The organism is Pseudomonas sp. LBUM1674 (assembly GCF_059695635.1).
On record NZ_CP166779.1, the window covers coordinates 3209033 to 3231157 of the forward strand.

At 62.4% G+C, this 22125-nt stretch carries 9 protein-coding genes and 1 pseudogene; 7 read left to right on the top strand and 3 right to left on the bottom strand.

From position 1 onward, the window contains the following. Positions 1-99 precede the first annotated feature (99 nt). From ACA067_RS14880 to ACA067_RS14905, 6 genes and pseudogenes are all read left to right on the top strand, one after another. Positions 100-306 carry a hypothetical protein gene (locus ACA067_RS14880; RefSeq protein ID WP_497462460.1) on the top strand — a complete coding sequence of 69 codons (207 nt, stop codon included), beginning with the start codon at positions 100-102 and terminating at the stop codon, positions 304-306. A 204-nt stretch (positions 307-510) separates the two neighbouring features. Then, positions 511-603: pseudogene (locus tag ACA067_RS14885) on the top strand (DUF6124 family protein); the annotation flags it as partial. Positions 604-650: 47 nt separating this feature from the next. After that, complete coding sequence (locus ACA067_RS14890; RefSeq protein WP_497462461.1) at positions 651-1256, top strand: hypothetical protein; 606 nt, start codon at positions 651-653, stop codon at positions 1254-1256. 448 nt (positions 1257-1704) lie between these two features. Beyond that, positions 1705-3426, top strand: coding sequence for a type I secretion system permease/ATPase (locus tag ACA067_RS14895; RefSeq protein ID WP_497462462.1), 1722 nt, complete (start codon positions 1705-1707; stop codon positions 3424-3426). Next, complete coding sequence (locus ACA067_RS14900) at positions 3419-4789, top strand: HlyD family type I secretion periplasmic adaptor subunit (protein WP_497462463.1); 1371 nt, start codon at positions 3419-3421, stop codon at positions 4787-4789. The genes ACA067_RS14895 and ACA067_RS14900 overlap by 8 nt, the downstream gene beginning before the upstream one ends. A gap of 2 nt (positions 4790-4791) precedes the next feature. Next, the gene (locus tag ACA067_RS14905; RefSeq protein WP_497462464.1) at positions 4792-6141 is read left to right on the top strand and encodes a TolC family outer membrane protein; all 1350 of its coding nucleotides are present in this window, start codon (positions 4792-4794) and stop codon (positions 6139-6141) included. A 167-nt stretch (positions 6142-6308) separates the two neighbouring features. On the opposite strand, the gene ACA067_RS14910 is transcribed toward ACA067_RS14905, so the two are convergent. After that, positions 6309-11924, bottom strand: a complete 5616-nt coding sequence (locus ACA067_RS14910; protein ID WP_497462465.1) for a putative Ig domain-containing protein — start codon at positions 11922-11924, stop codon at positions 6309-6311. Positions 11925-12372: 448 nt separating this feature from the next. Between ACA067_RS14910 and ACA067_RS14915 the strand changes: the two genes are divergently transcribed. Next, positions 12373-13140: a tetratricopeptide repeat protein gene (locus tag ACA067_RS14915; protein WP_497462466.1), complete on the top strand. Its 768-nt coding sequence runs from the start codon at positions 12373-12375 to the stop codon at positions 13138-13140. 35 nt (positions 13141-13175) lie between these two features. Here the strand turns inward: ACA067_RS14915 and ACA067_RS14920 are convergent, their stop codons facing one another. After that, the gene (locus ACA067_RS14920; protein ID WP_497462467.1) at positions 13176-13553 is read right to left on the bottom strand and encodes a nucleotidyltransferase domain-containing protein; all 378 of its coding nucleotides are present in this window, start codon (positions 13551-13553) and stop codon (positions 13176-13178) included. Further along, positions 13553-22123 carry a Tc toxin subunit A-related protein gene (locus ACA067_RS14925; protein WP_497462468.1) on the bottom strand — a complete coding sequence of 2857 codons (8571 nt, stop codon included), beginning with the start codon at positions 22121-22123 and terminating at the stop codon, positions 13553-13555. The genes ACA067_RS14920 and ACA067_RS14925 overlap by 1 nt, the downstream gene beginning before the upstream one ends. Positions 22124-22125 lie beyond the last annotated feature (2 nt).

Below are 22125 nucleotides of genomic sequence, written 5' to 3' on the forward strand. Positions count from 1 at the left end.
TATGCCACGCTGCGTACTGACAATGCCGTGCTCCAGCATTGTTAGCGACGCGGTAGCGCGGTCCTTAGGGTGCCCGCTAAAACCTGCCAAGGATGGCTTATGCTACAAAACGACCGCGACAATCTGGAGCTCGATAAACTACAAATTGAAATTCGGAAATTCACGGCCGAAACCCGCAAGTTCATGGAAGAAATGAGCAGGCCGGCACCGACTGCGGCCCGCGCTTTTCTGTTGCCTTTCAGCATCGGCGCTGCGTTCGCCCTTACAACCTTTGTCGTCGTCGCTCTGGTGGCCAGACTGGTCTAATCTCTCGCCCCTCACTCATTGAGTGGGGTCTTTCCGTTTGCATGAATTGAATCGAACATTGTATGCCGCACTTGGCTAGCGTACTGGCGCGGCTGAAGCAGCCTGGATCTCATGTCGTTCAGGGAGTGTCATAAATTTTGTGTTCGGGCATAACATGTTGCAGAGGTGCATGTATGCCGACCAAAAAGAAACCGGCCCGTGAGGTCGCGCAATGCGCTGCTGGGAATTTCGAACAGCGTGCTGTTGGCGGAGATCGCTGCAAACCGAGTGCTGGACCAAATCGATCCGCCTGAGTAGTTATTCCAACTTACAAGGATGGCGTAATTAACGGAGTAGTCATAACGATGATTTTGGTTGTTGAAGGTATCAGCGCCAGCGGGAAAACCACTTGGTGCGCCAAGCATGGAGAGCAACATGTCATTCCTGAAAACGGCCGTTTTGAAAACGAGCCGGATCGGATAAAGGATCCAGTCGGAGCAGCAACTTTTTGGGCAGAGCGAAACGTGGATCGCTGGCAAACGGCGCTGGCCATGGAGGACAGTTCTTCGTGGGCGTTATGTGACAGTGACCCTCTCAAGCTCCACTACATCTGGAGCCTTTGGCAGATCGGCGAGGCGAGCGAACACGACTGGCGAATAGAGTTGGACGCCACAAGAGAAACGATCGCACAAGGACGTATTGGCTTTGCTGACTGTTACATTGTTGGCCGCATAGATCCTCGGCTCGCGCGCGAACGGGCCAAAGCAGACACCACCCGCCGACGGAGTAGATTCGAGCTGCACGTGCGTCTCCAACAAGCCCTGCTGACCTGGTACTCGGCTATGGATGAAGTGCTTCCCGGCAGAGTGCGATTCGGGTTCCCTTCAAAAATGCCCACCGTGGAAAACCTTGATGGAAGGTATTCGGTAACGGCCTTTGATCAAATGATCGCATCGCTCCCCAGAAAATAATCAGCCCTCCTGCCGACAGGGTTTTGAGACGTTGATGCAGCGAACGTGAATTGACGTGAATGTAATGTATAGGCGTATTAGCTAGCCGCTTACGTTCTGGCCGTGGATGGAGGGCATCTCGTCAGTCTTGTGGTCTTCAAAGCGGGCTGTCGAGTGGGTGCAGGTTCACATCCAACAGGCCCGCATCGTCTTGGCCATGACTTGCGAGCTCGAGCGACAAGCGAGCGTGGCGCTGCCACATTCCCGCCCGTCACCTGCATGAAAACCCGGCCCTTGGAGCCGGCACTAACCCATGGTGTCGTTGTCAGTAATGGGCGCCTGTAGCGACGAGGACCGTCTCTGATAGCGGCACTTCAACCTACATTCAGTGTTTTCTCCAATTCCTTGGGCAAAACGCTCGCGATGGATTGCGTCCTGGACCGACTTTTCCTTTTGCGAGCGACATTCTATGGGTTTGCTTCTCGATCCGCGTCATGACATTGATGCCGCGTTATTAAGCTATCGCCGGGTGTTCTGGTCTCTGGCGCTGTTCAGTGGCGTGATCAACCTGCTGGTGCTGGTGCCGTCGCTCTACATGATGCAGGTGTACGACCGAGTCCTCACCAGTCGCAACGAAACCACCTTGTTCATGCTCACCTTGATCGCCTTGGGACTGTTCATGTTCAGCGCCCTGATCGAGTGGGTACGCGGCGAGGTGATGATTCGCATGAGCGCGGGGCTGGACGATGCCTTGGGCGAGCGGATTTTCGACGCCGCCTTCGCCCGCAGCTTGCGCGAGCACGACGCCAACCCGGCGCAGGTGCTCACCGATCTGGCGACGCTGCGACAGTTGATTACCGGCCAGGGCTTGATCGCCTTGCTCGATGCGCCGTGGTTGCCCATCTTCCTGCTGGTGGCGTTCATCTTCCATCCCTGGTTCGGTGTGCTGACGCTGGTTCTGGCCCTGGTGCTGATCGGCCTGGCGTTGTGGGGCGAGTTGGCGACTCGCACGCGCCTGGGCGAAGCCAATCGCCTGGGCGTGCAGTCTTCAATCTACGTAAACAGCACGTTACACAATGCCGAAGTCATCCAGGCCTTGGGCATGCTCGGGCCGTTGCGCCAGCGTTGGAGCCTGCTGCAGCAACGCATCATTGCCGCCCAGGCCCATGCCAGCGACCGCGGCGCGCGTATCACTTCGATGACCCGTTTCGTGCGCATCTCCGGACAGTCTTTGGCCCTGGGCCTGGGGGCGTTGCTGGTGCTTGAAGGTCAATTGTCGGCGGGCATGATGATTGCGATGTCGCTGCTGCTGGGGCGTGCCCTGGCGCCCGTGGAAATCGCCATTGGCTCATGGAAGCAATTCAGCACCGGCCGCCAGAGCTACCAGCGCCTGAGTCAACTGCTTGCCCAGCATCCGCGCGAGCGCCTGCGCATGCCTTTGCCACCGCCCACCGGCGCCGTGCGCCTGGAACAGTTGTATGTCGGCCCGCCCGGTGCCGCGCAACCGATCGTGCGGGGCATCAATTTCAGCCTGGCCAAAGGTGAGGTGCTTGCCGTCGTCGGCCCCAGCGCCAGTGGTAAATCGACACTGGCCAGGGCGCTGGTCGGGGTATGGCCGGCCATGAGCGGGTCGGTGCGCCTGGACGACGCCGAGATCAGCCATTGGTCCCACGATGCCCTGGGCCCGCACCTCGGATACCTGCCGCAGGATATCGAGCTGTTCGACGGCAGTGTGGCCGACAACATTGCCCGCTTCGGTGAGCAGGACGCCGACAAGATCATCGCCGCCGGGCGTCTCGCTGGTATCCACGAGATGATCCTCAGGTTCCCCAAGGGTTACGACACGCCCTTGGGTCCCGGCGGGCTTGGGTTGTCCGGCGGCCAAAAGCAACGCCTCGGCCTGGCCCGCGCGCTTTACGGTCGCCCGCCGCTGATCGTGCTCGATGAGCCCAACTCCAACCTCGATGAAGCCGGAGAGCTGGCGCTGGTGCAGGCCATCAGTGCGCTCAAGGCCGCGGGCAGCACCGTGGTGCTGATTACCCACCGGCCCAACGTGCTGGCGGTAGTCGATCACATCCTGGTGCTCAAGGACGGCACTCAACAAGCATTCGGTCCACGGGATCGGGTGCTCAAGGCATTGATGCCGGCGCCAAGACCGGCCGCGGTCAAAGAGGCTGGCGAAGATGCGTGATCTGACCCCCAAGGCAAAAACGTATAGCGAGCAGGGGCTGAGCGTAAGCGGCGACACCACGCTGCCCGGCGCCAGTACCGACGCCGGGGCGGCGGCACGCTATGGTGTGGGTTTCCTGGTCCTGACCCTGGGCGGCTTCCTGCTCTGGGCCTGCCTGGCGCCGCTCGACCAAGGAGTCGTGGGCAGCGGCACCGTGGTGGTGGCGGGCGAACGCAAGGCGGTGCAGTCGTTGGTCGGTGGGGTCGTGGAAAAGCTGCTGGTCAGCGATGGCGACCGCGTCACCCAGGGACAGTTGCTGGTGCAGTTCAACACGGTGCAGGCGCAGTCGCAACGGGACGTGACCCTGGGCAAGTTGCTCAACGATCGCAGCGTCGAGGCGCGGTTGATTGCCGAGCGTCTGGGTTCTGCCGAGATCCAATGGCCCGCTGAACTGCTGGATCATGCCAACGAGCCGCGGGTCAAGGCCGCCATGGCTTTGCAGAGCCAGTTGTTTCTGACTCGCCGCGCAGAGCTGGGCAGCCGCTTGCAGATCATCGAACACGAAGCCGCGGCATTGCAGCAGCAATTGCTCGGCTACGAAGGCGTCAAGCGCAACTACGACGCGCAGATGCGTTTCCAGCAGCAGGAACTCGAAGGTCTGCGTGATTTGGCCAGTGAAGGCTACGTTCCGCGCAACAAACTCTTCGAGGCCGAGCGCAACGCCGCCCAATTGGCCGGGCAGATTGCCTCCGGGGTTGGCGATGTCGGCAGGACCCGCCAGGCGATCAACGAAAGCCGGCTCAAGGCCTTGCAGGCGCAGCAGGAGTTTCGCCGCGATGCCGAAACCCAGCTCAGCGAGGTCTCTGCCGAGGCGGCAGGTTATGCCGATCAGATTCGTGCCTTGCAGTTTGAAGTCGACAACGGTGCGATCCGGGCGCCGGTGTCCGGGCAGGTCATGGACGTGAGCATCCACACGGTCGGGGGCGTTGCCCAGGCCGGCCAGACCCTGATGCAGGTGGTGCCGCTGGATGCGCCGATGGCGATCACCGCGCGTTTCGAGCCGCTGATGGCCAATAAGTTGCGCCCGGGCCTGCCGGTGCATGTGCATTTCACCGCGCTGCAACGGGTGGATACGCCGACCGTCACCGGCACGGTGACGACGGTGTCGGCGGACCAGTTGATCGATGAACAGACGCACCAGCCGTACTTTTCCGCCAAGGTCGAAATTCCCGCCGACACCGTCGCGTCGCTGCAGGCCGCCGGCCTGCTGGTGCGCCCCGGCATGCTCGCCGATGTCACGGTGGTGACGGGGGAACGCACCTTGATGAATTACCTGATGAAACCTTTGCGTGAGCGCTTGCTTGCGGCCTTCAAAGAGGAATGAGCATGACCGACCGTTGCCGCTATCGCTGCGGTTTGCTACTGGGTTTGTGTACCAGCTGGGCCGCGATCAATCCCGTATGGGCCGCCGAGGAAGGCTTGAACCTGACTGCTGCATACGATGCCTCGCGGCTCAATGACCCGACCGTGCAATCGGCAGCCCATGCCTTTGATGCTTCCAGCCATGAAGAGGCGATTGGCCGCGGCGGCCTCTACCCGCAAGTGTCGCTGACGTCGCGCTACGGTTACGGCGGACGTATCGATGGCGGGGACGACAGCAGCTACGTCAACAGTAATGACTACCAGGCCAACAGCGTCACCCTGGCGGCGCAACAACCGCTCTATGACAAGGAGCGCTGGGCGGCGTATGAGGAGGGCAAGGCGCGGGGGGAGTTGGGTACCCAGCTATTCGATGTTGCCGGCCAGACCCTGTTCGACCGCGTTGCCAAAGGCTATTTCGACGTCGCCCGTGCCGAGAACGAGATCAAGTTGATCGCCCAGCAAAAGATGGCCATCAATGGGTTGGTGACGCAGAGCAAAAAGCTTTATCAGGGCGGCCAGGGCGCGATCACCGATATTGATGAGGCCCAGGCCCGGCTCGATCTCGTCGATGCCCAGGAGGCTGAAGCCCAGGCCCGCCGCGTGGCTGCGTTGCGGGCGTTGTCCGGGCGCGCCAGCGTGCCGATCGATGACATCCAGCCGATGCGCGAAGAACTGCCCGCCGGAAGCCCGATACCGCCGGAGCGGGATTTGCCGTACTGGACGGCAATTGCCCGTGAAGCCAGCCCCGATCTGGCATCCCGGCTGGCGGCAGTGAAAGTCGCCGAGGCGCAGGCTGACAGTCAGCGCGCCGGGCATTACCCGACCTTGTCGCTGACCACCCAGCTAACGCGCCGGGAAAGCCCTCAGTACCAGGAGCTCGACCCGCGCCAGGACTCTTATTACGTGGGGGTTCAGCTGGATATTCCGTTGTATCGCGGCGGGGCGGTACGCGCCTCGGTGGCGAAGGCCGAAGCGCAACTGGCCGGTGCCCAGTCCGATTACGATGTGCAGCGTCAACAGTTGGCCGAGGACATCGAGGCCGATTATCTGGGCGTCGTGGCCGGGTTTGCCAAGAGCAAGGCGATACAGCGGGCGGTGGACTCCAATCAGCGGGCGCTGATCTCGACGGAAAAAGGCTTCCAGGGTGGAGTGCGTTCCACGGTGGACATTCTTGATGCCCAACAGCGGGTGTTCCAGGCCCGCCGTGACCTGCTCAACACCAAGCTCGACATGCTGCAAAGCTATGTGAGCCTGCACACCCACACCGGCCAGATGAACCGCGCGGTCCTGGAACAGGTGCAAAGACTGTTTTGAGAAGTCGGGTTGCAACCAAGCTCAAACTCAAGACTGGCGCCTATCCCTGTGGGAGCGAGCTTGCTCGCGATAGCGGTGGGTCAGTCAGCATCCATGTTGAATGTGCCGCCGCTATCGCGGGCAAGTCGGATCGCCGCACCGCCGCTCCCACAGGATGTGGGCTTAACTCAGGCTGTGAAATCGCTGGCGTGCAGCTCCTTGACGCCCACCAGTTCGAATTCGAACTCGGGGGTGGCGTCGGCATTGACACTGCCGTAGACAATGCCATCGGCAAAGCGCAGTTGGCCGGTGGCATTGGCAGGGTCAAAGGCATTGCTGCCGATGAAGGCGAAGGCGTCGACAGCGGCGGTCAGCGGGTTGGCGTCCAGGCCGGTGAAATCCAGATGATCGCCTTCGGCGCTCTTGAAGCCGTTGATCACATCGCGCAAAGCCCCGACGCCCATGTCCGACAGCGCACCGAACGCGTAGGTATCCGCGCCCGTGCCGCCGCTGAGGTTGTCGGTGCCTGCACCGCCGATCAGCCGGTCATCGCCCGAACCGCCCACCAGGGTATCGTTGCCCGCGCCACCGTTCAGAACGTTCGCGGCGCTGTTGCCCGACAGACTGTCGGCGTAGGCGCTTCCCGTCAGGTTTTCGAAGAATTTCAAGGTGTCGAGCCCGGAACCCAAGGTGTTTTGTTGCGCTGACGTCGAGAGGTTTGCGTTAACGCCGGACAGGGCGCGCTCAAAAGACACGGTGTCATTACCCTCGCGCCCGTCCAGCACATTGTTGCCGGCGCCGGCGAACAGCGTGTTGTCCAGCCCGTTGCCCGTGCCATTGGCGACGCCGGCGCTATCGATATACAGATGCTCGACGTTGTTGGCGAGGGCATAGCCCGCCAGGCTGCTGTGCACGCTGTCGATCCCTCCAGGCGCGGCATTGTTGTTGGTCTCGATCACAGTGTCGTCGGCGTTGTCGACATAGTAGGTGTCGTTGCCATCGCCGCCGCTCATGCTGTCGGCCCCTGCGGCACCATCGATCACGTTATTGGCGGCATTGCCGGTGATGAAGTTGCGCCGTTCATTGCCGGTGCCGTCGATGTCCGACACGCCGGTGAGCACCAGGTTCTCGAGATTGGCACCCAGGGTCCAGCTGACCGAGGCCTGTACGGTATCGATCTGCGAGGTCGAGGTGTTGGTTTCCTCCACGCTGTCGAAAGCGTTATCGACCACATAGATGTCGTTGCCATCGCCACCGGTCATGGTGTCGGCGCCCAGGTCGCCATCCAGCGTGTCGTTGCCCGAACTGCCCACCAGGGTATCCGCCTGGTCGGTACCGGAAATCATCCCGCCCTGGTTCTGAGCGTTGTCGAAAATGTCCTGCACGCTGTTGTTGTCGCTGGGGTTGCCCTGGAAGCCAAGGTCATCGGCAATGGCGTCGGCCAGGCGCTGGCCGACGATCTCCGCCGATTCCTCGTGCAGGTGCCAGACGTCATCGGGATACACCAGTGGATCGACCTCGTAGCGCAAGGGCAGGTCGGTGTAGTCCACCGCCAGCTTGACATCGGCGCGCTCAGCGGCGATGGCTTCCTGGACGGCGCGGACATGACCGACCCCTTCGACGATGGAGGCTATCTTCTCTTCCGAGTAACCACGGGCACGCGCTGCGTCCTGCTCGTAGTGACCGGTTTCCATCATGTAAACGCTAAAGCTTCCGAACTGGGTATGCAGGTAATCAAAGACCTTCAGGGTTGCGGCCTTGTAGGCCGCTGCTGCCGCTGGTTTGTCCGTGGCGCGGCCGATTTCCTGGGCGGCTTCCTCGCCCTGGCCCCAAATAATGCCCATGGTGACGTTGTCGATGGATTGCAGTTCGGTGAGCTGGTTGCGCAGCAGCGCCTCGGCGCGCAGCAGTGCAGGCCCGGGTTGGTCGGTGTCGGTCAGCCACCAGCACAACTTGAGTTCCTCGGCGCCCAGGGTCGACAGGCCGTTGACGGTGCTTCCACCCACTGCGATGTCAATGCCGTTCCCATCGGCGTCGGTGAACTGGCTGCGCACGTCATAGGGGGTGTAGCGGTCCAGGTCATTGACGAGCATCGAGGTGCCGGACTGATCGTCGTCCTCCGTCATGCGCAGCAGGCGCGCGTTGGATTGGCCGAGGGTCGGCAGGTAGAGGATGTCTTGCTGGGCGCGCTCGCCGAACACGAAATCACTGGCGGTCAGGGTGTCGAGGTAGTTGCCGTTGAGGGCGATTTCAAAACGATTGCCATCGGCATCCGCTTCGGCGGACTTGATGTAGGTCTTGTCGCCGGCCGTGTTAAGGGTCATGTACAAGGTGCCATTACTGCCATCGCCGAGGCCGAGAAAGCCCAGGCCCGAGACGTCGATCTTGTCCACGCCCGCGGTGAAGTCATACAGGGTGTCGGTGGCCGTGACACCTCCGGTGTCATAGTCGCGGTAGCTGTCGAGCACGTTGGTGTAGCGGAAGGTATCGGCATCGGCGCCGCCGTACAGTGAATCGCGTCCGCTGCCGCCGTCGACAATGTCCGCGCCGGTGCCGGCCTTGATTGTGTCATTGCCACCGAGGCCGAGGATCAGGTCTGCACCCGCTGTGCCATTGAGAGTCTCGGCATTGTTGGTGCCGGCGATGGTATTGGCAGGCGCATCGGCCACCGCCAGGGCGAAGCTGTCGCTGACCGACGCCCCCGAAGGATCGCTGGCCTTGACCAGGACGTTGTAATTGCCGGACGCAGTGCTGATCGGCGTACCGGTGAACGTCAGGCTGGTGGCGTTGAAACTCAGCCATGCGGGCAGGGCGCTGCCGTCGGCAAGCGTCGCGGAGTAGGTCAGCACATCCTGGTTGGCGTCGGTGAAGCTGTCATTGGTCACGGTGTAGCTGAACGGTGCGCTTTCGGTGGCGTTCTGGTCGAGGAGGGGGATGGCCACCACCGGCGCTACATTGCCAGGGGGGTTCTGGTTGGTGAAGACAAAATGACTCGCCGTCAGGCTGTTTACCAGGTTGCCCGCCATCGACACTTCGAAGCGGTTGCCATTGGCATCGACGGTGAGGTCCTTGAGGTAGGTGCGGTTGCTCGAAGCGCTGTAGGTCACTTGCAGCGTACCGTTCAGGCCATTGCCCAGGCCGGTATAACCGAGCGCCGAGACATCGATCTTGTCGGCGGCTACATCGAAATCGAGGATCTGGTCACTGACGCTGGTGGAGCTGGTGCGGTAACTGTCGAGTGTTGCGGTGTAGCGGAACACATCGGCACCCGTGCCGCCGGTGAGTTTGTCTGCGCCGGTGCCGCCGACGAGGATGTCGTTGCCCGCGCCGCCATTCAGCGTGTCATTCCCGGCGCCACCGAACAGTTGCTCGTTGGCGGCGGTGCCGGTCAGGGTGTCGTTGTTCGGCGTGCCATTGATCACGCCGGGGGTGGCGGGTACGTCTTGAACGGCCAAGGTGAAGCTGTCGCTGGCGGTTGCATTGCTGCCGTCGGTCGCGATGACCTGTATGGAGTAAGTGCCCGACGCGGTGTCGCTGGGTGTGCCGCTGAACGTACGAGTGGCTGCATCGAATGTCAGCCAGCTGGGCAGGGCGCTGCCATTGGCCAGTTTGGCGGTGTAACTGAGGCTGTCGTTATCCGGATCGGTAAAACTGGTGGCCGGCACCACGTAGCTGAACGAGGTGTTTTCGGTCGCGTTCTGATCCAGCAGTGGCGTGGCCAGCACCGGCGCCTGATTGGTCGGCGAGGAGGAGGCGAACACGAAATTGGCGCCGGTCAGCGTGTCGAGGTAGTTGCCGTCCAGTGCCACTTCGAAGCGGTTGCCATTGGCGTCGGCGCTCAGGGACTTGATGTAAGTCTTGGTGCCGGCACTGTTGAGCGCCAGGTATACGGTGTTGTTCTTGCCATCGCCCAGGCCGGTGAAACCCATGGCCGAGAGGTCGATCTTGTCGGCGCCGATATCGAAATCGGTGATCAGGTCGCCCAGGTTGACACCGCCGGTGTTGTAATTGCGGTAACTGTCCTGGCGATTGGAGAACACGAAGGTGTCCGCCCCGGTGCCACCGGTGAGGGTGTCCATGCCGGCACCGCCGTCGAGCTTGTCGTCACCCGCGCCGCCACTGAGGCTGTCATTGCCCGCCAGGCCAAGCAAGGTGTCGGCCGAATCACTACCCAGTAGCGAGTCGCTGGCGCTGGTGCCGTTGACCACCCGGTTGAAGATGAAATGGCTGGCGGTCAGGGTGCTGGTCAGGTTGCCCGAGAGGATCAACTCGAAGCGATTGCCACTGGCGTCGGCATCGTAGTCCTTGATATAGGTGCGGTCGTTGCTGGCGCTGTAGCTGACCTGCAAGGTGCCGCCACGGCCATTGCCCAGGCCGGTGAAACCGAGACCGGCGAGGTCGATCTTGTCCTGGGTGACGTCGAAGTCGACAATGGTGTCATCGAAGCTTGCGGTTGCGGTGCGGTAACTGTCGGACTGCGCGGTGAAACGGAACGTATCGGCGCCGGTACCTCCAGTGAGTTTATCGATGCCTGCACCACCCACTAGAGTGTCGCTACCGGCCCCACCATTGATCGTGTCGTTGCCGGCCCCGCCGTAGAAAATCTCGCTGGCGGCGCTGCCCGACAGGGTGTCGTTGCCAGCCGTACCTTGCACGGTGGTCATCGGCACCGTGGCGCTGGCGTAGCTGCCGTCACCATAGACCAACGTGGCACCCTTGCTGGTATGACTGATGGTGTTGCCAATAATGGCGTTGCGATCGGTGCCGTCTTCATTGCGCTCTGCAACGCCGTAGGTCGACAGGTCGCTGCCGCTGATGATGTTGCCCTGGATGGTGTTGTCGCTGCCGTTGAAGTACTTGCCGGACACGCCCAGGGTATCGTCATAGGACTGGATGATGATCTCCGGTACGGGGTTGCCCAGGGAATTGTTGTTGAGCGTGTTGTCGATGAGCTCGACGTGGTTGCTGCCGTAGACACGGACCCCGGCGCTGGCATTGTCGTGAATGTCTACGCCGCTGAGGGTCACCGCGCTGGACATTTTGATCAGCACCCCTTCAGCGCCGTTGCCGTACACCTGGCCACCGGTGATGGTGATGTTGCTGGGGGAGGGGATGTCTTCGCTGCCGCGCTGCACCACAATGCCATTACCGCCGTTGTTGTAGGCAACGTTGTTGGTGAGGGTGAAGTCGTGGGTACTGGTAACGACGTTGAACCCGTGGCGGTCATTGTCGTAGGCGACGTTGTTTTCAAAGATGCTGTCGCTGAGGAAGTCAGCCACGAAGCCGTCCAGGCCGTTGCCGTGGGAGACGCTGTTCTTGATGACCATGTTGACAGTCTGCTCGTGGGGGTCGAAACCATACCCGGAGCAATCCTTGATCTCGACGCTGTCGAGGGTGACGTTGGAGTCGTAGCCTTCTTCGCCGGGAATGTAGCCATTGAACCAACCGTCGACCTTGCCCGTGGTGCTGTCGCGATTGCCGTCGATGGTGAGGTTGCTGACGCCGAAGTCGTGGGTTTCCTCGCCATAGGCGGAGCGGATGACCCCCGTGATCTTGGTGTCGGAGCCATCAGCTACCTTGACGTTGGTTGCGCCCATGCCATCGCCGTACAGGTAGACATTGCTCTTGAGCATCAGACAGCCGTCGGAGGGTTCCTCACCTCCGGAAACGATATAGGTTCCGGTCGGCATGTAGACTTGCCCACCGCCTGCGGCGGCGGCCGCATCAATTGCACTTTGTATCGCCGCCGTGTCGTCTGTGATGCCATCACCTTTAGCGCCAAAACTTTGTACGTTGAAAATCATAAACTTATCTCCGTGTCAGGCTAAAACCGCTTTGATGCCAATATTCCATCGACGAGCACGTTGTTAGGACCTGAGGGAGCGTGAAAGTTGTGACCGCATATCGGAGAATCGTCAAAAAACTGATCAGACTGATAAGCGGGTGTGGGGAGTCTCGACAATGCAACGTTATTTTGACGTTCGTTCGGGCCATGAGCGATGCCCTGGGGACATGCGCTTGCCCCCAGTGGGATTGAGGGAAGGTGATGCCGTTTGTAGCTTTCGGTCGATAACCGCAAGGGTCGATGGTGCTGATTGCGGTGGATCAGGCCGGTCCCATGGGAACTTCAAGGGGGAGGTCAGGTCGATAGAGGCGCCCTCAACCGTGATCCCAGGGCAAATGAACCCATTCCAGCCGTTAGCGCTGGAGGCCTGTGTTGACAGTGCCGCACGACCAACCGAGCCGTCCCTGATGCCGACCAAGCGTGTTTTGCCGCGTCTCCTCCTGGCGATCTATGCCGCCGCGTCGCATTGCGCCTTCGCAGGCGAGCGAAACGCCTCCGCGCAAAGTAACAACGCATCCACCACCCTGATCGAATCCGCCTCGCAGCAGTATGCTGATGGCCAGTTGGAGCAGGCCGCCGCCACGCTGGAGCGTGCGCTGCATATCCAGCCGAACAATCCCGCGACGCTGCATTACCTTGGTGTGTTGCGCCTGCAGCAGAAACAGTATCAGCAGGCGCAAGCACTGGCAGCGCGCTCCAACATGCGGGTTGGTCAGAACGCCGCGTTGCGCAGTCGCAACCTCCAATTGATCCAGGCGGCGCAGAAGGCCCAGGCGTCCGATTACCCACCCAACGCCGACGAGCGTCTTATTGCCGTTCAGGAGGGGTTGGAAGAGGAAGTTAAAAGGCGCCGTGAAGCAGAGGAAGCTGCTGTTGCTGAGCAATCCACTCCAGACCCTGTGCGCCAGAGCAGCACCTTCACACTCGATGAGGCGCAGCGGGTAGCGGACTCGCCGAAGAGTGACAGGCCAGGTCACAAAGAGAAATTGCAAGTGGCCTCCGTCAAGCCGGAACTCGCATACGACGAGGTCGATATTCCTCGCGGCCATTGGCCGCCTCCAGGTAAATGTCGAATCTGGTTTCCCGATCGCCCGCCGGGGCATCAGCCCGCCCCCGGAAGCTGCAAGAAGCTGCGACATCGGGTTCCGTTCGGAGCCTACCTGGTACAAGGTTGAGTTTCTAAGGGTCGGCTTCTCGCAAAGCCATGCCTTCAGTCATGGCTTCTCATTTTTTTTTCGGCCACGTGCAGTGCCGGAACCTGCTTCGCCGCCTCCGCGCTCCAATAGTACAAGCGGGCCTGTTTCGCGATGATCCAGGCGAATGACAACGCCTCTCGTGCATCGGCCTCGAACTCCTCCGGCGTGAACACATGGACGTCGAGCGGGTGCATGACACCGAACAGATGCCGACAGATCGATCGGCGTCGCGCTGACTTTGCCAGTGTGGTGCGCTGGATGACGAACACGTCCAGGTCGCTGTCCTCGCGGGCGAGCCCGACCGCGTACGAACCAAAGATGCCGGCCGCGATGGGCTGGCACCCTTGGACGATGCGTGAAACGATGCGCTGAATGTCGGCGTCGCTCAGCATCAGACGATCCCGTAGCTGACGATCAGCAGGATGTCGTTGAACTGCGAGGCGTCCAGGCGTGCATGCCCATTGACCGTGATGGCGATCGCCGGCGCAATGCCGGACTCGGGCACGCTCATCGTGAAGGCCCCCGGCGGTCCTGACTGGCCCGTGACGACGCCAAGCGCCGCGACGGGGTCGCCGCCAGACGGTGGCGGCACCTGGCTGATCGACATGGAAACAGCGGTGCCGCCGGTTGGCCCGAACGTGGCGTTGGTGATCTGGGTGCCGTCTGGCGGCACCTCGGTCAGCATCATGTTGATTGAAATATCGGTGATGGAGGCCGCGCCCAGGTTGGAGAACGGGAAGACATTGGCCAGCAGCGGCAACGTGAGTACCTGCTGCGTGGCCTCGGGATCGGCGGGATTGAAAAAGGCGTAGTAGGCGTCGCTGAAACTGCTGCGCACGCTCAGGAGAAACTGCCGCGGGCCCAACGGCTTCAGCGCCTGGCGTACCGCCTGAGGGTTACCACCCGCCGAGCGCGCCGAATAACGTAAGTGCAGGACGACGTCGGTGATGGTGGAGATATCGAAACCGTTGTCGCGAGGATCGAGCTCCAGGGTCCATGTACTGACTGCACCTTGCCCTTCAAAGGGCAACCAGCGCTCGTCGTGCAGGTTCACCTCGAACAGGCCCGCATCGTCCTGGCCATGACTGGTGCTGATGCTGGCGGTGGCAGCTGGCAGGCTGGCCGCGAACGCCGGGGCCGCGGCTACATCCCGCGCCAGTGCAGGTGTGTACGGCGCAGTGGGCGGCTGCACGCGAACCTTGGCCTGGGCGAGTGTCAAGTTGGCGTTCACGCCACTGTAGGGACCGGTGACGCACGGCACTGTGAGTGCAACCGAACGCAGCCGACGGAAATACTGCCCGGGGTGATCGCGATCGAACAGCGATTCGTCCAGTGCGACGTCGCAAATGCCCGTCTGCAGCAATTGCACCAGGGCCAGGGGCTGCGTCAGCGCCAGCGAGACATGCTTGACCAGCTCGATCTCGCGGGTATTGGCTTCCAGGTACCGGGCCTGCATCCGGCGCAAATCAAAGAGAAGGCTTTCCCCGGCCGTGAGCCCTTTGAGTTGGGTATCCCAGTAACCGAACTGGACGAAGGCGTCCTGGCTGCCGAGTTCGTACTGATAGGCGGCCTGGGCCTGCCGGGAGAGGGCGAAGGCAAGCTGGTAGGCCTGTGTGTGCACAGTCGTGAGTTGCGTCAGCATCCAGCCGTACAACTGCTCGTTGGTATATTTTTCATTGAGAAAATCGCCTACGGCGCGGGCGTTGGCGATCTGTCGCGTCTGCAGGTCGACTTCGCTGTTGGCCATCGCCAGCCGATCGTTGGCCATGGCGATCTGGGTCTCGAGCTGAATCAGCTCCGCGGCGGCGAGATCCTTTTGCAAGGTCCATTCGTCCATGCGTCGCTGGTAGCCGCCCAGGGTCGCTGTCATGCCAGCGACCTCGCTGATGACACCGGCAGTGCCGCGCTGGGCGCTTGCCGAGGACGCGAGCGATGCCGCCAGCTGGTCGCCGCTGACTTTGACCAGCGAGGTCGGACTGCCTGCCCAACCCGTCGCGCCGAAGGTCATTTCCGGAATCAGGTGGGCGCCGCTCGCGGTGAGGTCCAGGGGCACCGCCATGCCATTGATAATCGCTGCCTGGATCTGCAGTGCACTCGCCGCCACTTCCCATGCGTTCATGAATTCGATGCCGGCATAAAAGTCGTGGCGAATCTGGACCGTGGCTTTCTGATTCTGCAGGGCCGTGACCTGGCCCTCGGCCTCCGCAACGGCGCGGGTCTTGATGTCGAGCAGCCGCGTCTGGATGTCGAAGTCCTGATTGGCGCGCACCACGCCGAGCGCCTCGGCATCCTTTTTTTCCAGTGCCGCCAGCACGCTGGCGCCGTAGGCGCGCACATCGTTGGTCAACTCCAGGGCGCGTTCGAGATAGACGGGGAATCGGTACACCGGCGTGAATGCCGTTGCGGCACCGATCGCTCCGGTGCCGTAGCCGGCCTGTCCTCCCATCAGTTGCAAAGGATTGATCGGCGGGGCGTACAGCGGCAACGGCTGGGCAACGCCCTGCAGGTTCAGGCAATGGCGGATCTTGTACAGGCGGTCGGCGACCGTGTCCCAATAGGCCAGCAGCTGATCGTTGGGGGGGATGCAGAAAAACAGCGTGGATAGCTGCGGCAGGTCCGGCGCCTCGCTCACGGCGTCGAGGGTGTCCAGCGCCGGGGTCGGCGCCGCGATCACATTCTCGATGGCGACCAGCACATCGGAGAATTCGTCCAGTGCGCCCTGGATGGCGGCGTAGGTCGTGGCGTCCGGCCGGGTGGCAAAATCGGCATCGCGCAGGCGCACCTGCTCGGGCCGGGGGCCCAGGATCAGGTTGGCGAGCACATAGAGCTGCTCGGCCTGTGCGACCTTTTCCATGGTGTACTGGGCGTACAGCGAGTCACCCCACGCAATCAGGTTGTCGAGGAACTTCATGACAGTCGCCTTGGCGTACGCGCCGATGCGCAACCGGGCGATGCGGTGCGGATCGAAAGGATGCGCCAGCCAGTCCTGGAGCGCGGCGGCGGTGTCGGGGTCCGAGGTGCCTTGCTGTGCATTGGCCGCCAGTGTCGCCAGGATGTGCTGGATTTGCTGTGCCAACCAATTGTCGGCATTCATTTCGTAGAACGGCCGGGTGCGCCAGAAGTGTCCCGGTACCGGCGCGGGGTTCGGGTCGGTCGGATCGAAGACGTATTTGAGCCATTGCATCGCAGGCTCGTGTTGCTGGTTGCGCATCAGCTGCGTGGCCACGAACATCGGCGCATGGTAGAAAAGCTCCCAGTTGTAGAGGGAGTAGGCACCCGATACGCTGAAATCGACGTCCTCCCGGGGATAGGGCGTCATGACCGGGGGTTGCGGTTGGTACGCTGTCGCGAAGTCGAAGTTGCCCTGGCCGCGTACCGTTTGCGGATCGGTCTGCAGCTGGCGCGACATCAACCGGTCAGTGCCGCCAATCTCCAGTTCGCGCAGGAATGTTCGCGCGTAAGGGTGATAGAACGGGGTGAACGCATAGCTCGTCGTCCACTGCGGGATGTAGGCGAGATCGTCGAGTTCCTGCGGCGAACTCGATACGGTGTAGTAATGCGGGGATACGAAGAAGGTTCGCGACGAATCGGCGGCGAAGAACGGATCCGCGGAATCGAACACCCGGTCCTGCATCGGCACCACCACACGCTGGCTGTCAATGGTGTTCAGCAGGGTCAATGCCGCCGGCGCGCTGTGACTGCCGGCCAGGGCCAGCACCGTCAGCGGGTTGACCGGGCCCGGATGGGGACCGTAGCTGCATAGATCCTGGCCCCGGAACCTGTAGTTGGCGGCCATCACCAAGGTGTTCGGAAACTGGTACTTTTGCGTAATGAGCGCGTAACTGGGTTCCTGCGACAGATCGACGGCAGAGGCGGCGGGCAGGGAGTTCTGCGAATAAACGGCCAGCGCTGAATCCGGCATCGACAATTGGCCGGTGGATACCAGGACACTGGACCAGGTGCCGTAGTTGACCCAATGCACACTCAGGTAGATCTCCAGTTGCAGCGTCGACTGCGCGTCCGCGAAGGCGCGGAAGGTGAAGCCGAGCGCCGGGTTATCGGTCTGGACATAACTTTTTTCGGCGTAGGTTCGCTTGGCCTGCCATTGCCCTGCACTCAACTCGCTCATCGCGAATTCGATGGACCAGAATTTCCTGGCGGCCGGTGCGGAATTGGGCGTTGGCGCGCCGTTATTGGAGGTCGGTATGCTTTGGGTGCCGGCCTTCTCGGAAATCTGCTTGAAGATCGGCCAGACCAGATGCAGTCGCTGGTCCCACACCAGCGGCACGACCTGATCCGAGGCGATATCCAGGTTCAGCGCCTGCCATGGGCTCCAGACTCCGCTGCTCAGCGAGCCCTCGGCCCGGCTGCGGTAGTACCACTTCGGCGGCGCGCCACGGGTGCGCGCGAACACATGCAAGACCCGGGATCCGTCGGCGCGAGTCTCGCGGTAATGCGCGGCGATGGTCAGGTGCCTGACTTCCACCAGTTTGCGCACATAGTTCTTTAACGCCGCAGTGGTCGCGTCGGTGTCGCAGTTGCTTTGCTTGAGTTCGTTCTCGAGGTCGGAAAAAAACGGCGACCGGTCGGTGCGCAACTCGGGAAGCAGATAGTTCTCGGGGTACAGGAAGACCTGGCGGTTGGCCTGCCAGAGCCTGAACTGGCTCATCCACGCCCATTGGTTCCAACCCGGATCGACGGTCGAATCCACCGAGACGCCAGGGGTCAGGCCGAGGAAACATTGCTGCACGAATTGCTGCACGGCCAGCGAAGCCTCCAGCAGTCGCGTGGTGATGCCGCACGCGCACATGCCAGGGTCGATGAGAAAGCCATTGAAAATATCGTCGCTGCTGAGCAGCGGCGGCGTCAGCGCCACGGACGGGCCCGGACCGAGGAGATAAGCCACCAAGGCATCGCGGCGCATTTCGCGCAGTGTGTCTTCCACCGGCTGCACGGCGCCAAGCCATGCCGAAGGGGCGTAGCGGGACTGGAAGATGCCCATGGCGGCAGAGGCGGACTCGACCGTCGGCGGTGCGGCTGCGAGTTGCAGCAGCGCAGCAGCCCCGATGTGATAACGCGCCATGACGTCGAGCGCCGTGCCGATCGCCGTGAGCATGCCCATGTCGGCGAGCGTGCCGGCCTGGGTGCCTCCATCCAGCGTGGGCGTCTTCGCCGCCAGTGCGTTGGCCAGGACGGTCAGATCAGTGGTGCTGGTATTCAGGGCGACGGCCAGGGCGCCTGCCTCATTGCCAATGGCGCCGGCCACGTCAGCGGGCAACGCGAGCACCCAACGGCCCAACACATCGAACAACCTGGGTGCGCTCGCCGTCTGGCGACGGTTGAGTTGCAGCGCCTGCAGCAGGCGTTCGAAGGGAAGATAGACAGTGCCGGCAGGCGGGGATAGCGGCAGCGCGGCCGGGTTCAACCAGTTGAACGACGCCGCGTTCTGTATCAGGAATGTAAAGGTCGACGCGGTCGGTCTTAGTGCATTGAACAGTGCGGCTGCCTTCGCGACGCGCGTGAGCCCGTCCACCAGCGGCTGGAATTGTGTCGGGTCCACGCCATTCGCCTGCGCGAGCAACTGCGTGATCGTGGTGGCAGGCAGCGGCAGTATGCCCGTGCTGGTGAGCGCGGGCGCCAGGACATTCGCGCTGGTACCAGTCGCAGCGGCCAAGGCGCTGACAAACAAGGTTTGCACAGCCGCGGGGTCCGCCGGCGCCAGCTTGGCGAGCGCATCGCGAATCGCCTGCAACACGGCCGTCGCCTCTGCCGTTGTAAACGTCATCTCGCTCCGGGTGGCCGATCCGTTGCGCAGCAGATAGTCCAGGTCGGCCAGCTTGACGCCGGTCGCTTGCAGGAGCGCCAGTCTGCGCAGGAACTCGGCCGTGTTGGCCGGCGTGCCGCCGAAAGCGGGAGCGGACCCGGAAGGCAACGCATCGCAGAGTGTCATCCACAGCAACAGGTCGGGGACGGTGAGGGATAAAGTGGCAGCGAGCCGGGCGTGCCGGAGCAACAGGTTGAGCCCGTCGAGCGACACATCGAGGGTGACGCCCGTTGCGGCGCCAATCGCGGCGAGATCGTCGGCGCTCAAACCCAGCGCCGCCTTGATGGCGTGGGAATCGATCGGTCCTCCCGGCAAGGCACCGGCGTCGACAAAGACCCCGGACCAGGAAGCCAGCAACGTCGGACTGCGGAACACGCGGTCGTAAGTCGAGGGAACGATGGTATCCACATCGCCGAGGTGGCTGGTCACGTCATGGGTGGGCATCGGCCCCCAAAAACTCAGCAGCTCCTGCAGCGGCAGCCTCAATCGCTCGCGCAAGGCCAGCGCATCGGCAATGAAAATGAGGAACGCGTCGTCCATGTTGCCGTTCGCCGATTCAAGCGCCCAATCCAGCTCCCACATCTGCAGCCCGGTGACCGTCCACAGCCGCAGGAAGCGATTGGCCCGGTCAAGCACGGCTGCATCGAGCCCCTCAAAGGTCATGAGCGCCGTGTCGCAGCTCGCGATGTTGAGGGTGTCCTGGACGGTGAAACCCAGCTTGAGGGTCACGTTGCCGCCCGTCACCCAGGCCACCTCCAGCAACTGGCACAACTGGGCGAAGTCGAGATTTGCCCGCCCCAGCAGCACGGGCACCTTGGATAAGGCGGCGATCCAGTCGGTGGGTGCCGGGCTCAGCGGCTGCCTCGTCCTGGGGTCATACACGTTCGTCGGGTTGGCCTGGGCATCGAATCCCCAACGCTCCCAGGGCGGGTGTGCGTCGGTCCCGTTGATCACCGCCTGTAAGGCGGGATTGAGGCCCAGTTGGGCGGCAGCACGCGCCGCCGCACTGCCGCTGTCGCACAGGCGCATCACCTGGTCGAGTCGAGTGCCCATCGCCTTCAAAAACGCCGAAGTCCGGGCAAAGGAAAGATCGAAGGGGAGCGTCAGCGGGAAGACCGCCACCGCGGTTTTATCGTACGCCGCCTGCGACACGTGCTGGGGCAACGCACGCCGCTCCGCGGAGGCGCCCGCGGTCGCGAAGAGCGTGACCGGTGCAGCAGGCGGTGCTATCGCCGATTCCAGCAATTCATTGACGAGGTCGATGTAGGGCAACGTGACGTCCGTGTTGTCGCAACCCAGGGCGATGAATTGCAGATCGGGCCGACGCGAGAGCAGTGCATCGAGGACTGCGCGTTGTTTGAGAAATTGCAGCAAGTCCACGAAGTAGGCCGCAGGACTGAGCACCGAGCGGCATTCGCTGCATTCACAGTAATCGAGCGAGCCAAACAGGGCCTGCAGGTCCGGCAGGTTGGCCAGTGAATCCGCAGGAGGCACGGGGGAGGCCATCAACGCCACCGTGGTGCCATTGAGCGCGAGGTTGTAGCGGCCGAAAGCGGACAACGCGCTGGCGTAGCGCGCTTGCGCGCGCAACCATGCCGCATCGGCTCGCGGTTCACTGCCGAGCAGTGGCGCCATCTGCGCGACAAAGGGTGCGCGCCCGCTGAAATAGACGGCTTGCGCCGAGTGGTAACCCGCGCCTTTAAGCGCTTCTACCGTAGCGTAGCGCGCCGACAAAAAGGACAGCCGTTGCAGGGCCTTCAGTGAACCCAGGGCCTCGGCCGACAGCTCGACGTTGTTCCTGGCGACGTACCGGTCGATGTTTGTACGCCGCAGATTGAGTCTCGGATTCGCGGTCAGTACCGACACCAATTCCTCCCTGGCGGGGAAGGAGGGGCCCGTGGCTTTGCTCAGGCCGCCAAGAAAGGTCGTTGTCAGGTAGCGCGACTGGAACCGTTCGGCCAAGGCCTTGGCGAAACGGGCGATGCGCTGTGCCGGCGTGTCATCGGGCAACACCTGGGGAATCGTCGAGGCCTGCGGATCGAGTTGCTCGATCCTTGCGACCCAGTCGGCTTCATCGAGCAGGGCGAGATTCTGCACGCTGGTCAGCGTCCCTCGGGCCAGGCGCTGCAGGGTGTCTTTGACGAGTACCAGGTTACCGCCGAGCAGTTCGCTGGCGTTCAGTGCGGTGTTGAGCGTCGCCAGTTGTTCCTTGGTCAGCGCAGGGTCGGCACGCAGCAGCTTCCATGTGGTCCGCAGGCGCTTTCCCGATGCGGCGTACGCCTGGATGAAGGCAGTGCTCACCACAGCATCGACGCCGGCGGCACTCAACACGTCGTTGAGCGGGGTCTTTCCCCGGATGTAAGGCGTTGCGCCGACACGCTGCGTGCGCAACGCGCGCAGCTGCGCCAATTGATCCGGCTGTTTCGCCGCATAAGTGGCGGGCAGCACATTGGCCGCGAGTGCGGCGCCGAGCGCCTGCGCGAGCGACACGTCCGAATGGGCCAGCACCCCTGTCAGAACCTGCGCCACGAACGCGTCGTCGATGCCGGCATCAGGCAACTGCCCCAGCGCCGTGTCGAGGGGCGCCGGAATGCCCTGGCTGAAAAGGCCATACAGCGTGTGTTCGTCCAGCGTGTTCGCAGCTGCCAGTCGTCGCGCGATGTACAAGCGGGCCACGTCGGCAAAAGGCACGCCGCTGGCTTTCGCGACAAAATCCAGTTCCCGGTTGTCCTTGTTCTGTTTCAGCTTCACCAAGGGCGTCTTCAGCAATTGACTTGCGACCCTGTTGTTCAGCAACGTGTGGGCCGACGGCGCAGGCACACGGCCGATGGTTGCCGTCGTCAGGTCGATGTCGACATGCGCATCGGCCGCGAAAAGCACCCCGGACTCCGCAATGACCTTGTCGTGGGCGTCGAGGGCTTGCACGATCAGGTTGACGGCTTTGTTGCGCCGATAGGTCAACAGGAACTTGCCCGACTCATCCGTGATGGCCGAGGCGAGTTCCGATCGATCGCGTACACGCTGCGCCAACAAAGAGATGCGCGCACCGGCGATGGGCGCGCCGTCCGCGTCGACGAATTTTCCCTGGACGCTGCCCTGGCCGTCGCCGGTAGCGCCTGGTGTGAGTTCGATGGGCATGG

What these genes read in the sequence shown, in the direction of transcription:
- ACA067_RS14905 (WP_497462464.1), top strand. Translation starts at nt 4,792, where the DNA reads ATGACCGACCGTTGCCGCTATCGCTGCGGTTTGCTACTGGGTTTGTGT.
- ACA067_RS14900 (WP_497462463.1), top strand. Translation starts at nt 3,419, where the DNA reads ATGCGTGATCTGACCCCCAAGGCAAAAACGTATAGCGAGCAGGGGCTG.
- ACA067_RS14920 (WP_497462467.1), bottom strand. Translation starts at nt 13,553, where the DNA reads ATGCTGAGCGACGCCGACATTCAGCGCATCGTTTCACGCATCGTCCAA.
- ACA067_RS14910 (WP_497462465.1), bottom strand. Translation starts at nt 11,924, where the DNA reads ATGATTTTCAACGTACAAAGTTTTGGCGCTAAAGGTGATGGCATCACA.
- ACA067_RS14915 (WP_497462466.1), top strand. Translation starts at nt 12,373, where the DNA reads ATGCCGACCAAGCGTGTTTTGCCGCGTCTCCTCCTGGCGATCTATGCC.
- ACA067_RS14925 (WP_497462468.1), bottom strand. Translation starts at nt 22,123, where the DNA reads ATGCCCATCGAACTCACACCAGGCGCTACCGGCGACGGCCAGGGCAGC.
- ACA067_RS14890 (WP_497462461.1), top strand. Translation starts at nt 651, where the DNA reads ATGATTTTGGTTGTTGAAGGTATCAGCGCCAGCGGGAAAACCACTTGG.
- ACA067_RS14880 (WP_497462460.1), top strand. Translation starts at nt 100, where the DNA reads ATGCTACAAAACGACCGCGACAATCTGGAGCTCGATAAACTACAAATT.
- ACA067_RS14895 (WP_497462462.1), top strand. Translation starts at nt 1,705, where the DNA reads ATGGGTTTGCTTCTCGATCCGCGTCATGACATTGATGCCGCGTTATTA.